14 protein-coding genes are annotated in these 12,467 nt (G+C 73.7%); 6 read left to right on the top strand and 8 right to left on the bottom strand.

From position 1 onward, the window contains the following. Positions 1 to 88 precede the first annotated feature (88 nt). Positions 89 to 448, top strand: a complete 360-nt coding sequence (locus ACZ434_RS23150; RefSeq protein WP_468458784.1) for an ArsR/SmtB family transcription factor — start codon at positions 89 to 91, stop codon at positions 446 to 448. An 80-nt stretch (positions 449 to 528) separates the two neighbouring features. On the opposite strand, the gene ACZ434_RS23145 is transcribed toward ACZ434_RS23150, so the two are convergent. Beyond that, positions 529 to 1,878 carry an FAD-dependent oxidoreductase gene (locus ACZ434_RS23145; protein WP_468458782.1) on the bottom strand — a complete coding sequence of 450 codons (1,350 nt, stop codon included), beginning with the start codon at positions 1,876 to 1,878 and terminating at the stop codon, positions 529 to 531. A 202-nt stretch (positions 1,879 to 2,080) separates the two neighbouring features. On the opposite strand from ACZ434_RS23145, the gene ACZ434_RS23140 reads away from it, so the two are divergent. After that, the gene (locus tag ACZ434_RS23140; RefSeq protein WP_468458780.1) at positions 2,081 to 2,554 is read left to right on the top strand and encodes a DUF6214 family protein; all 474 of its coding nucleotides are present in this window, start codon (positions 2,081 to 2,083) and stop codon (positions 2,552 to 2,554) included. Positions 2,555 to 2,633: 79 nt separating this feature from the next. On the opposite strand, the gene ACZ434_RS23135 is transcribed toward ACZ434_RS23140, so the two are convergent. Then, on the bottom strand, positions 2,634 to 3,296 hold the full coding sequence (locus ACZ434_RS23135) for a DUF305 domain-containing protein (RefSeq protein ID WP_468458778.1): 663 nt from the start codon (positions 3,294 to 3,296) through the stop codon (positions 2,634 to 2,636). Positions 3,297 to 3,509: 213 nt separating this feature from the next. Here ACZ434_RS23135 and ACZ434_RS23130 point away from each other — a divergent pair, with 213 nt between their 5' ends. Then, positions 3,510 to 5,012, top strand: coding sequence for an LVIVD repeat-containing protein (locus ACZ434_RS23130; RefSeq protein ID WP_468458776.1), 1,503 nt, complete (start codon positions 3,510 to 3,512; stop codon positions 5,010 to 5,012). Here ACZ434_RS23130 and ACZ434_RS23125 read toward each other — a convergent pair. The 4 genes from ACZ434_RS23125 to ACZ434_RS23110 all read right to left on the bottom strand — a co-directional run bounded on the left by ACZ434_RS23125 (position 5,000) and on the right by ACZ434_RS23110 (position 8,193). Beyond that, entirely contained in the window at positions 5,000 to 5,677 is a 678-nt protein-coding gene (locus ACZ434_RS23125; RefSeq protein WP_468458774.1) for a TetR/AcrR family transcriptional regulator, read from the bottom strand. The genes ACZ434_RS23130 and ACZ434_RS23125 overlap by 13 nt on opposite strands. Before the next feature lie 176 nt (positions 5,678 to 5,853). After that, positions 5,854 to 6,537, bottom strand: coding sequence for a phosphatase PAP2 family protein (locus ACZ434_RS23120; RefSeq protein WP_468458772.1), 684 nt, complete (start codon positions 6,535 to 6,537; stop codon positions 5,854 to 5,856). Positions 6,538 to 6,611: 74 nt separating this feature from the next. Further along, complete coding sequence (locus ACZ434_RS23115) at positions 6,612 to 7,547, bottom strand: M56 family metallopeptidase (RefSeq protein WP_468458770.1); 936 nt, start codon at positions 7,545 to 7,547, stop codon at positions 6,612 to 6,614. A 91-nt stretch (positions 7,548 to 7,638) separates the two neighbouring features. Then, on the bottom strand, positions 7,639 to 8,193 hold the full coding sequence (locus ACZ434_RS23110) for a DUF5134 domain-containing protein (protein WP_468458768.1): 555 nt from the start codon (positions 8,191 to 8,193) through the stop codon (positions 7,639 to 7,641). Positions 8,194 to 8,352: 159 nt separating this feature from the next. On the opposite strand from ACZ434_RS23110, the gene ACZ434_RS23105 reads away from it, so the two are divergent. Then, positions 8,353 to 10,005, top strand: coding sequence for an FUSC family protein (locus ACZ434_RS23105; protein WP_468458766.1), 1,653 nt, complete (start codon positions 8,353 to 8,355; stop codon positions 10,003 to 10,005). Further along, positions 10,002 to 10,580, top strand: a complete 579-nt coding sequence (locus ACZ434_RS23100; protein WP_468458764.1) for a MarR family winged helix-turn-helix transcriptional regulator — start codon at positions 10,002 to 10,004, stop codon at positions 10,578 to 10,580. Before ACZ434_RS23105 ends, ACZ434_RS23100 begins: the two co-directional genes overlap by 4 nt. A gap of 22 nt (positions 10,581 to 10,602) precedes the next feature. Here the strand turns inward: ACZ434_RS23100 and ACZ434_RS23095 are convergent, their stop codons facing one another. Next, positions 10,603 to 11,367 carry a VOC family protein gene (locus ACZ434_RS23095; protein WP_468458762.1) on the bottom strand — a complete coding sequence of 255 codons (765 nt, stop codon included), beginning with the start codon at positions 11,365 to 11,367 and terminating at the stop codon, positions 10,603 to 10,605. 61 nt (positions 11,368 to 11,428) lie between these two features. Next, positions 11,429 to 11,827 carry a VOC family protein gene (locus ACZ434_RS23090; protein WP_468458760.1) on the bottom strand — a complete coding sequence of 133 codons (399 nt, stop codon included), beginning with the start codon at positions 11,825 to 11,827 and terminating at the stop codon, positions 11,429 to 11,431. An 82-nt stretch (positions 11,828 to 11,909) separates the two neighbouring features. Between ACZ434_RS23090 and ACZ434_RS23085 the strand changes: the two genes are divergently transcribed. Continuing rightward, entirely contained in the window at positions 11,910 to 12,452 is a 543-nt protein-coding gene (locus ACZ434_RS23085; protein WP_468458758.1) for a GNAT family N-acetyltransferase, read from the top strand. Positions 12,453 to 12,467 lie beyond the last annotated feature (15 nt).

Genomic DNA, 12,467 nt, shown 5'->3' with positions numbered 1-12,467 from the left:
CGATAGTCATCGTAGTACGGCGCGTGTCAAACTACGATGCTTCTCGTACAATGGGGCTTCCTCCCGGAACGAATGTGGAGCCGCCGCCGTGACGACCGCAGTCCCCGTGCCCAGCAGCCGTGATCTGCCGCATCCCACGCGCGCGGAGATCCGGCTGGAGGGCGTGCTGCACGCGCTCTCCGACCCCGTGAGGCTGCGGATCGTCCGCGAACTCGCCGCCGAGGGCGTGGCGCTGTCCTGTTCGCACTTCGACCTGCCGGTCACCAAGTCCACGACCACCCACCACTTCCGGGTGCTGCGGGAGAACGGTGTGATCAGGCAGGCCTACGAGGGCACCGCCAAGATGAACGACCTGCGCCGCGACGACCTGGACGACCTCTTCCCCGGCATGCTCGACTCCCTGCTCACCGCGGCCACCCACCAGGCAGGCCGCCACCCCGGGCCCTGAGGGACCCGGGGGAGGGCCCGCGGACGGCGGTCCGCTCCCGTGAGCCGGGTGCGTTCCGGACGCCGGTGGCCCCGGAGGTGTCAGGTGCCCGCCGTTCCGGCGGCGGACCGCAGGGCCTCCCAGTCGGGGAGTTTGACGACGCCCCGGCCGAGGGAGGCGCCCAGCCGGGCCTCGGCCCGCTCGATCGCCTGCCAGCCCCGCCACTCGACGGGCTCGACGCCCTCGGCGCGCAGCGCCGCGAGCGGATCGCCGGGCAGGTCACGGTCCGTGAGCAGGGCGGCGTCCCGCAGCAGGGACGCCACCGTCTCCTTCGCGCAGGACCGGTTGGTGCCGATGACGCCGGTCGGTCCCCGTTTGATCCAGCCCGCCACGTACTCGCCCGGGGCGACGGTGCCCCCGCGCAGCACCCGCCCGGCGAGATGCGGCACCGTGCCGCCGGCCGCGTCGAACGGCAGCCCCTCCAGCGGCACCCCGCGATAGCCCACCGACCGCAGCACCAACTGCGCCTCGATGTCCTCGAAGCGCCCGGTGCCCGTGACGCCCCCGCTCCCGTCCGGCACCGTGTGCTCGAAGCGCACCGCGCCCACCCTGCCCTCCCGGGCCACCAGTTCCGCCGGGCGGAGGAAGAAGCGCAGACGGATCAGCCGCCGGGCCTCCGGCCGCCCCGCCGCCGCGGCGGCCCAGCCGCGCAGCACCTCGACGTTGCGGCGCTGCGGGCCGGGCAGCGCGGACGGGTCGGTGTACGCCGGGTCCAGCGCGGACTCGTCCGGATCCACGGCGACGGCGGTGTCCGGCAGGGTCCCCAGCTCGCGCAGCTCCTTGGTGGTGAAGCGGGCCTGGGAGGGTCCGCGCCGGCCCACCATGTGAACGCGGGTCACCCCGCTCTCCGCGAGCGCGGTCAGGGCCGCGTGCGGCATGTCGGTGGGGCTGAGTTCCGCCGCCCCGCGGGCCAGCATGCGGGTGACGTCCACGGCGACGTTGCCCACGCCGACGACCACCGCCGACCGCACGCCGCGCAGGAAACCGCCGTCCACCGCGTCCGGGTGCGCGCTGTACCAGGACACGAACTCGGTCGCCGACCAGCTTCCCGGCAGTTCCTCACCCGGGATGCCCAGCCGCCGGTCCGCCGCCGCGCCCACGCAGTACACCACCGCGTGGTACAGCTCCCGCAGCCGCCCGGCCGGCACCCCGCCCGGTCCCACCTCCACCCCGCCGAGAAAGCGCACGCGGTCGTGCTCCAGCACCGTGCGGAGGTTGTTCTGCAGGGACTTGATCTTCTCGTGGTCCGGTGCCACGCCGTAACGGACCAGGCCGTACGGGCACGGCAGGCGGTCCAGGACGTCGACACGCACCCGGGGGTCCTGCTGGACGAGACTCTGGGCGGTGTAGCACCCGCTCGGCCCCGAACCGATCACGGCGACACGCAGCACGGCGGAACTCCTCACCCCGCGGGATCGACAGGAGATCGCTGATGTCTCCCAGCATGGCACCGTCCGCGCTCCGCTGACAGGGTGCCGTCCGCCACTCGGGGTGCGTGTTTCCGCGGAGGGAAACTGATCACACCGTTACGTTGCGTGTGTGCTCGAGGCATCTTTTCTTCGACTTTCCGATCGCTCTCCTGCGGAGGGTGCGGTGTCCGTGTGGCCCGCGTGGGAGGTGCGGGAAGGGGAACGGGCGACCCGGTGGCTCCATGTGCGGCTGGCCTTCGGCGACGGCGCCAGGATCGACGCGCTCGCCGCGGTCTGCGAGGGATGGGTCTGTGTGGAGGACGTACAGGCCCGGCCGGCGCTCACCCTGGAGGACCTCGCCGTGTTCGCCGACTGGATCGAGGGCCCGCTGGCGCGCGCCTGCGGTGCCGGGTCCGGGCCGGATTCCGGCGGCGGGGCCGGTACGGGGACGCGTCGTGACGACGGCTCCGTCCGGCCGCGAGCGGCGGCGGAGTGGCCGTCCGCGGTGGCACGGGCGTACCGCGAGGCACAGGAGCGGGGCGCCGATCCGGTCCTCGCCGTGATGGACGAGACCGGGTACAGCCGGCGCGGCGCGCTGCGGCTCATCGGCCGGACGCGCGACGCCGGTCTGCTGTCCCCGCGGCACGCCCGCCGCTGAACCGCGCCCGGCTCCGTGGCGCGCGGCCGGCCGGTGCCGCGCCCCGGCGGCGGGCGCGCCGGTCAGCCGCCCGCGTCCGTCACAGCAGGTCGCGCATCCGGCTGATCTCGCTCGTCTGCTGGGCGACCACGTCGTCCGCCATCTCCTCGATCCAGATGTTGTTGCCCTGCCCCTTCACCTCGGCGGACATGGTGATCGCCCCCTGGTGGTGCGTGATCATCAAGGTGAGGAAGAGCTGGTCGAAGGCCTTGCCGTCGGCCGCGCGCAACTGCTTCAGCTGGGCCTCGGTGGCCATTCCGGGCATCGTCGCGTGGTCGTGGCCGTGCCCGTCGTCCCGCTCGGGCTTGTCGTGGCTCTTCAGCCAGCCCTTCATCGCCGTGATCTCCGGCTGCTGGGCGGCGGAGATGCGCTCGGAGAGTTTGACGATCTTCGGCGAGTCGGCCCGGTCCGGCACGAGCCCGGTCATCACCAGGGCCTGCGCGTGATGCTCGATCATCATCCGCGCGTAGGACACGTCGGCGGAGTTGGGGGAGTCGTCCTCCGCGCGCTGCCGCGGGGCCTCCTCGGCCGACAGGGTCCGGTTCTCCTCCCCGGGCTCACCGGGCGCGATGACCGAAGGACCGCTCGCCGCGGACGACGTGGGCCCGTCGTCGCCGGAGTCGCAGCCCACGAGCCCGAGGGCGGCCAGAGCGGTCAGCCCGGCGGTGAGGACGGACAGGCGTGGCACACGGCGGTGGTGCACAAGGACCTCCTGTGGCTGGCGGCGGCGCCCCCGCTCGGGGAGCGGGTCGGGACGCCTCGTGAGCGTCGACGACCGTCCTAGCACGCTTCCGCGCAACTCTGATCAGAAAACTTTGTTGCGATGGTGTTGCCCCCTGTTGGTATGTGCATGCCGAAGACGATACTGCCGGAGGCGAAAACCGTTCCGACGTGAACGGAACCAGGGAGGAAAACAGTGATCCTGTTGAGAGGTTCCCGAACCCGGCGCAGACGGCTGGGAGTTGCCACGGCAGCATGCGGCCTGCTGGCCGCCCTGCTCAGCGCCTCGCCGGCCGCGGCGATCCCCGATCCGGGGGACTCACCCGCCGCTCAGAAGGAAGTGTCGCGCAGCGACCAGGCCGAGGCCCGGAAGGCCATCGAGAACGGCGAGATACCCGGCCAGGACGAGATCGTCCACTCCGACAACATCCGGCACGTGGCCAACGTCCCCAAGGACGTGCTGTCCGGCACCAACTCGGACCTGGCCTTCCAGGGCCGGTACGCCTTCGCCGGCAACTACGACGGCTTCCGCATCTTCGACATCAGCAACCCCAAGGCGCCCAGGACGGTCGCCCAGGTCCTGTGCCCGGGCTCGCAGAACGACATCTCCGTCTCCGGCGACCTGCTGTTCCTGTCCACCGACTCCTCGCGCAGCGACAGCAGTTGCAACAGCACCACACAGCCGGCGACCGAGAAGTCCTCGTGGGAGGGGATGAAGGTCTTCGACATCAGCGACAAGCGCAACCCGCGCTACGTCGCCGCCGTCGAGACCGCCTGCGGCTCGCACACCCACACACTGGTGCCCGAACGCAAGAACGTCTACGTCTACGTCTCCTCGTACTCGCCGAACGCGGCGTACCCCGACTGCCGGCCGCCGCACGACGGCATCTCCGTCATCAAGGTGCCCCGCAAGGCACCGCACAAGGCGGCGGTCGTGGGCTTCCCGGTGCTGTTCCCGGGTGAGGGCCCGGACGGCGGCGGCAACCCGGGCGCGCCCACCAACCCGGGCGTCTCCAAGACCACCGGCTGCCACGACATCACCGTGCTGCCGTCGAAGGACCTGGCCGCCGGTGCCTGCATGGGCGACGGCATCCTGTTCTCCATCAAGAACCCGGAGCGTCCGCGGGTGATCGACCGGGTGCAGGACAACGTCAACTTCGCGTTCTGGCACTCGGCGACCTTCAACCAGACGGCCCGCAAGGTCGTCTTCACCGACGAGCTCGGCGGCGGCGGCGCGGCCACCTGCAACGCGGAGATCGGCCCGGACCGCGGCGCGGACGGCATCTACGACATCGTCGGCAAGGGCGAGCGGAGCAAGCTCGTCTTCCGCAGCTACTTCAAGATCCCGCGCCACCAGGCGGACACCGAGAACTGCGTGGCCCACAACGGCTCGCTGATCCCGGTCCGGGGCCGGGACCTGATGGTGCAGGCCTGGTACCAGGGCGGCGTCTCCGTCTGGGACTTCACCAACTCCTCGAAGCCCAGGGAGATCGCGTACTTCGAGCGCGGTCCGCTGGCCATCGACCGGATCACCACCGGCGGTTCCTGGTCGGCGTACTACTACAACGGCTACATCTACTCGAACGACATCGCCAAGGGCCTCGACGTCCTGAAGATCGACGACCGGCGCACGGACCCGGCCCGCTGGGTCCACATGCGCGAGCTCAACGTGCAGACGCAGCCGGACTACTTCGACTGAGCGTCCGGCTCCGTCGCGAAGAACCGGGCCGTGTCCGCCCGGTCCCGCGCACACGTCCCGCCGGGCGCTCCGGCGTCCGGCGGGACACCCAGCTCCCAGTCGAGCCGGTAGCGTTCGAACAGTTCTGCGCGCAGTACGGGGACGGGCATCGGCGCCCCCGGCATCACGGCCGCGTACACGGCACCCATCAACAGGGCGCGCAGCATCGGGTAGTCGGTCCCGACGTCCTGGGAGCCGTGCCGGGCCACCGTGTCGCTCAGCAGCTCCGCCAGACGCCGCTGTTCGGGACAGGGCAGGAAACCCTCGGCCTGCAGCAGCCCGGCCATGTGCTGGCGCATCAGAACCGGCCGTTCCCGTGCCAGGCCGAGGATCGCGTCGATGGCCCGCGCCATCCGCTCCCGGCCGTCCTCGGTGCGCGGCTCGCGCTCCAGGGCCTCTTCCAGGGTGCGGTGCATCAGCCGGTGCACGGCGGACTGCACGAGCTGGCGTTTTCCCGGAAAGTAGTACGACACCAGGCCCCGTGCGGAACCCGCCCGGTCGGCGATGTCGCCGAGCGTCGTCGCCTCGTACCCGTGCTCGCCGACCAACTCCACGGCGGCGTGCAGGAGCCGCTCCTTCGAACGCCTCCGCAACTCTTCATTGACCAGGGCGCTGCGCGGGGACATGCTGGACTCCTGCGTTGACTGGCTGGCAGCCAACTATACTCAGCGCGTCCGGCCGGGTCCTCGGGCCCGTTCCGGGCTGCCGTCCGCCTCGGGCGACGCGGGGGATCGTCCGAGGCGGCCGGCGTGAGGCCACGTGGGCGTCGTCAGTGCGCCGGGCTGCGCGCGCCACCCCCCGTTCAACCGCGCACGGTTGGTCGCCGGTGCTGGTGGATCCCCACCGCCGCCGCCACCACCAGGGCGCCGAACAGCCAGCCCCCGAGGACGTCCGTCGGCCAGTGGACACCGAGCCACACGCGCGTGAGACCGACACCGGTCACCGAGACGACGACCGCGACCAGCGCCGTACGCCACAGGACGCGGCCCACGCCGTGACGGTGCAGCAGCCACAGCAGGAGTCCGCAGACGACCGTCGCGGTCATGGCGTGACCCGACGGGAAGGCCGCGTAGTGCGCTGAGTCGACCGGGTCGGGCCAGACCGGGCGGGCGCGGTCCACAGCGGCCTTCAGACCCTGCTGGACGGCCGTCGCGACGGCCACCGTCACCACCAGCCAGGCCGCGGTCCACCGGTCCGCGTACCGCCACACCAGCAGCCCCGCCGCCACACCGCAGAGCACGCGCATCGTCCACGGGTCCCAGACCCAGTCCGTCAGGATGCGGGCGGCCCGGGTCGGTCCGGGTTCCGCCACCGCCCAGCGGTGGGTGGTGCGGGAGATGTCGCCGTCCAGACCGAGCAGCGGTCCCCACTCGACCGCGACCAGCGCGAGCAGCAGCGCCGAGCAGAGCGCCAGCACTCCGGCGAAGAGGCCGGCCGGACGGTGCCGCGGAGGGCCGGGCGGGGCATCGGTGTGGGGGGTGCGCATGGGGCGATCCTCGCGGACCGGTGGCTTCCGGGTCCAGTCCCGGCACCGCCGCCGGGCCCCTCCCGGTCCGGGGACTATCCCAGGGCCCGCAATCCCGGTACGAACGCCACCAGTACGGGGATCACCGGCACCAGCGACGCCACCGCGGTCAGCCGCAGCCGCCGCCCCGCGGTCAGCCGGTCCGCGGGCGTGAGCAGCCGGTGCACCCGGGCCGGCACCTGGGCGTGCGCGTCCGGGCAGGGCCCGAACACCCCGCGGTGCTCGTTGAGTTCGACCAGGGCGAGGGCCGTGGTCAGCCGGCCGAAGCGGCGGGAGGCCGTGTCGTCGGCGGCGAGTTCGACCAGCCGGTGCATCTCGTCGCGGAACGCCGCGAACACCGGAACCTGGGGGAAGCCGCCCGCCAGCGCGGCGGAGCAGTTCAGCAGCCAGTCGTGCCGGGCCCGTGCGTGTCCCCGCTCGTGGGCGAGGACGGCGTCCAGCTGCCTGCCCTTCAGCCGGCGCAGCGCGGCCGTGGTGACGACCAGTCGGGGCGGGCTGCCGGGCAGCCACCAGGCGTCGGGCCGCTCGCCCTCCAGGACCACCAGCCGGTCGGGGCCCGGCTCCTCGCCGGGCAGCATCGGTGCGCGCAGGCGCAGTTCGGCCCGGCGCGCGCGACGCCGTGCCCGGGCCCGTACGACCTCCCGGACCAGCATGGCGGCGCTCCAGAGGCCGCCGCACGCCAGCGCCACGGCGGTGGTCGCCGCCCAGATCCCCGCCGTACCGAGGGAGTACGCCTCCACGACCGCGTGCGGCGCGGTGGCGAACACATGGCCGCCCACCGCGTGCCAGGCGGCCGCCGCGCTGAACGTCATCGACAGGGCGCAGCACAGCAGCACGGCCGCGATCACGCACTGCCACGCCCACAGCGCCACCACCGGTTCACGGTCCGGCCAGTCGGCCCGGGCCAGCAGCCGGGGACCCATGACGGCGGTCAGGAAGCCGAGCACCAGGAGGACCGCGGGGAGGATCATGCCCTCAAGCCTATGAGCGCGGACGGCCGGGCGGTACGGACCTGCGGGCCGAAGTGACGCAGACAACGGTCCCGGAGCCGGCGGCACGGCCTCACATGGCCAGCAGCATCGCCACCATCCCGATCGCCATGGACAGCCGGCAGGCCCGCGCCAGTTCCGGCCGGTCGCCCCAGCCGGGACCCGGTGCGCTCCCCGCCACCGCGGCGACGGGCACCAGGCGGACCCCCGTCACCAGCACGTAGGCGGCGAAGTAGAGCAGCAGTGCCCCGGTCAGCACGGGTGTGCCCGAGCCGCCGTGCCCGTGTCCGTGCCCGCCCCCGGGGGAGACTGCCATGGCCACCGACATGTACACCATCGCCCCGGCGCCGATCAGGTGGTGCAGATGGCGCGCGCCCGCGCGGGCCGTCCACAGCGCGTGCAGCCCCGCCGCGCCGAACACCACCGCGAGGGCCGGCCAGGCCCAGGACGGCGGGGCGAACACCGTCGCGGGCACGGCCATCGCGGCCATGCCGAACCCCATCAGCGCCTCGCCGCCCGCGGCGCGGCGCTGTTCCTCCACACGGCTGCGCATTCGCAGCAGACAGTAGGCGCCGGTCGCCGCGCAGAGCGCGACCAGCAGCCAGCCGGACGACGCCGGTCCGTGCACGCCAGCCTCCCCCCTCGACCCGTTTCGGCGGTCGGTCTGGACATGCCCGTCCCGGCGACGGACACGCGGGCGCACGGGAGTACACGGGGAGCGTCCGGGGGAGCGCACCAGGTCAGCGGCTATGATTTACGAGTAAATTATCTGCTAACGTTGTGCGTCATGAGCAGTGCCCCCTCCGCCGCCTCCGCCCGGCGCCTCCCCCTCGCCGGAGCGCTGCGTCTCGGGCGGCCCTCCGACATCTGGTTCAAGCCCGCCCTCAGCGTGGTCGCCGCGGTCGCCCCGCCCAGCCTGCTCCTGGTCGCCCTCGGCCGGCTCGACCTCGCGATGTACACCATGGCCGGGTCCCTGTGCGCCCTGTACGCCCACAACCGCCCGTACGCCGCCCGGGCCAGGGCACTGGCGTGGGTCGTCCTCGGCATGCTCGGCGGCCTGGCCGTGTCCCTGGTCGCCGCCTCCCTCACCGGCAACGCCGTCGTGCTGGTCACCGTCGGCGCGGTCCTGGCCGCCGTGCAGAAGGCACTGTGCGACGCCACCCGCATCGGACCGCCCGGCAACGTGGTCCTCACCTTCGTCACCTCCGCCTCCCTGTTCCTGCCGCAGACCCTCGGGCAGGTCCCCGGCCACCTCGCACTCGCCGCCGCAGCCGGCCTCTGGGCCTACGCGGTGGGCATGGCACCGGCACTGATCCGGCCGCACGGCCCCGAGCGCCGCGCGACCGCCCACGCCCTGAACGCCGCCGCCGCGTACGCCGAGACCGGTGGCGCCGGGGCCCGCGCCGCCGCCTACGCCGCCGTACAGGCCGCCTGGCAGTCCCTGCTCGCCGCCGGCAGCCGGCCCTCCGCCACCCGCCGCGCCCTGGAACGCCTCGTCGTCCGCGCGGAGGTCGCGCTCGCCGCACCCGCCGACACCGACCCCGCGCGCCTGCGCGGCTGGGCCCGCGCGCTGCGCGGCACCGGTGACGTCCCGCTCGCCGGCGAGCCCGGCGCGGACGCCGGCGAACTCCTCGGCGTGGCCGTCGAGCGCGACACCCCGCCGCGCCCCCTGAGGGACAGGCTCGAAGCACTCACCCCGGTCGCCGTGCGCACCGCGCTCGGCTGCGCGCTCGCCGGCTACGCCTCCCTCGCCCTCGGCATCGGCCGCCCCTACTGGGCCCTGGTCACCGCGGCCGCGCTCTACCAGGCCAACCTCAGCCTCACCTGGAGCCGGACCGTGCAGCGCGTCGTCGGCAACCTCGTGGGCGTCCTCCTCTTCGCCGCCGTCGCGCCGGTCGCCCACCTCGGTCCGCTCGCGCTCGTCCTGTGCTGCCTGCTGTTCAACTTCGGCGCCGAGGCACTCATCGGCCGCAACTACTGGCTCGGCACCGTCTGCGTCACCCCGCTGGCGCTGCTCGTCACCGAGTTCGCCGGCTACCAGCGGACCGGCGACCTGGTCACCGAGCGGGCCGTGGACACCCTGGTCGGCGCCCTGGTCGGGTTCGTCGCGGCCGTGGCCGTCACCAACCGCCGCTCGGGCGACCGCGTCCTGCGCTCCCTCACCGCCGTCGACCGGGCCCGGGAAACCGCCGTACGCGCCCTCGCCGAGCCCGGAACCCCGCCCGCCGCCCTGGACGCCGCCCGCCGCGGCCTCGCCGCCGCCCTGGTCGACCTGCGGGCCACCGCCGACGCCGCGGCCGGCGAGTGGTGGCAGCGCGCGGTGCCCCAGGAGCGGGTCGTGCTCGCCGAGCAGTCGGGACACCGTACGCTCGCGGCGACGGTACGACGCCAGGGACTGCTGGCCGGCACGAACGCGCACACGGAGGACGTAACGCCATGACGGCGACCGAAGGACCATCGGCGACCGGCGACCGGGGCCCCTGGGACACCGGCGGTGACCCGCCGGGCCGGCGGGGCGACACCGTCGCCGCGGTCGTCCGGCAGTGGCGGGCCGTCCACCCCGACCTGGACACCGGCCCCATGGAGGTCATCGGCCGCATCAACCGCTGCGCCGCCCTCCTGCAGCAGGCGGAGGACGCCCCGCTGCGCCGGGCCGGACTGTCCCGCGCGGAGTTCGACCTGCTCGGCGCGCTGCGCCGCACCGGACACGAACTCACCCCGGGCGAACTGGCCCGCGAGACCTTCTCCTCGGGCGCCGCCGTCACCAAACGCCTCAAACAGCTCGGCGAACGCGGGCTGGTGGAGCGCCGCGGCGACACCCGTGACCGCCGGGTCGCCCACGTCCGGCTCACCGACGCCGGACGCGACACGGTCGACGGCATCCTGCCCGCGCAGCTGGCCTACGAGACGGCGGTACTGTCCGGCCTGGACAGCCCGGAGCTCGGCGAGCTCGCCGCCCTGCTCGCCGAACTGCTCGGGCAGCTGGAGGGGCGGCTCGGCGTGCCGCGCGCGTGAGGGCGCCGCGGGCAGCCGGCGCTCACCTCCCGTCGGCCGCCCGGTACACCCCGAACATCGCCCCCTCGAGGTCCCGGAGCACCGCGATGCGCGGGCCCTCCGGGTGCGAGACGGGCTCCATCAGCACCGTGCCGCCCACCGTCGTGGTCGTCACCGCGGCGTCGTCCACGTCGTCGACGGCGAAGTACGGCAGCCAGTGCGCCGGCACCTCGTGCGGGAACTTCTCGTCCATCGTCACCATGCCGCCGAAGTCCACGCCGTCGGCGCTCCACTGGGGGTAGCGGCGGGAGGGGTCCACGGTCCAGCCGAACACGGTGGTGTAGAAGGACACGGCCTGCCGGGGCGCGCGGGTCAGCAGTTCCACCCAGCCGAGCGCCCCGGGCACGCCGAACGCTCCGGCGCCCGGGAAGGCATCCGCCTGCCACAGCTGGAACACGGCACCGGTGGGATCGGCGGCCACCGCGAGCCGGCCCATGTCGAACACGTCCGTCGGGTCGAGCAGCGGCTGCCCGCCCGCCGCGCGCACCGCGCGGAGGGTGGCGTCGGCGTCGGTCACCGCGAAGGACACGTTCCAGGCGACCGGCTGCGCCTCCTGGTACAGCGGCGCCAGCCCGGCCACGGCCGCGTCACCGAGGTGGGCGACCGTGCAGCCGCCCGCCTCCTGCCGCCGGTCCGTTTCGGGGCGCCAGCCGAACAGCCGGGTGTAGAACCGCTGCGCGGACTCCAGGTCGGTGGTCCCCAGCTCCGCCCAGCAGGGCCCGCCCGGCACCGGCGAGGTCGGACTCATGGCGCTCCTTCCGTCCCCTGCACGCTAAGCCCGGCCCCCGCCCCCGGCCATCCGGGCGCCGTCAGATCCCCGGCCGGTACCGCAGCGGATGGTCCGCCGGGATCTCCACCAGGACGATGGGGACACCGTCCGGGTCCTCGATCCACATCTCGATCAGTCCCCACGGCTCCCGCACCGGAGGACGGACGATCCCGACCCCCTGGGCGACCAGCTCCCCGTGCGCGGCCGTGATGTCCTCGACCTGGAGCCACAGCCGGACGTCCGGGGAGGCGGGAGCGGCGGCGCCGGCGCGTCCGGAGAGCTCCAGGAAGCCCCCGCCGAGGAAGTAGACGGTGCCGCGCTCCGGGCCCGTGCCGAACTCGCGGTGGACGGCGAGGCCGAGCTGTTCCCCGTAGAAGGCGCGGGAGCGGTCGGGGTCGGTGGGGCGGAGCAGGGTACGGCTGCTCAGTACGTGCACCATGCGGCCGAGCGTAGTGGCCGGGTTAGTCTCGTCCCCGTCCGAGCCACGCCGAAGCGGCGCACACGAATCAGGGGACCCGGCCATGGAATCCGCCACCGACTCCGCACTGACCTTCCGCGACGCCACCGGCGCCGACGTGGACGCGCTCGTCGCCCTGATCGAGTCGGCGTACCGGGGGGAGTCCAGCCGGGCCGGATGGACCACCGAGGCGGACATCCTGCGGGGGCAGCGGACCGACCCCGAGGCAGTGCTGGAGGTCGTCGAGTCGTCGGACAGCCGACTGCTGACGGTGGAGCGCGAGGGCAGGATCGTCGCCTGCTGCCAGCTCGAACACCGCGGCGCCCACGCCTACTTCGGCATGTTCGCGGTCAGCCCCGTCCTTCAGGGCGCCGGGCTCGGCAGGACGGTCATCGCGGAGGCGGAGCGCCTGGTCCGCGAGAGCTGGGGCGTGGACGCGATGCACATGACGGTGATCTCCGTACGCGAGGACCTCATCGCCTGGTACGAGCGGCGCGGCTACCGCCGTACGGGAAGGATGACGCCCTTCCCGTACGGCGACGAGCGCTTCGGCATCCCCCAGCGCGACGATCTCCGGTTCGAGCTGCTGGTCAAGGAACTGGCCTGACCGCCGTACGGTGCC

The organism is Streptomyces sp. NPDC030893 (assembly GCF_055571535.1).
This window is presented reverse-complemented; position numbering and strand designations above follow the sequence as displayed.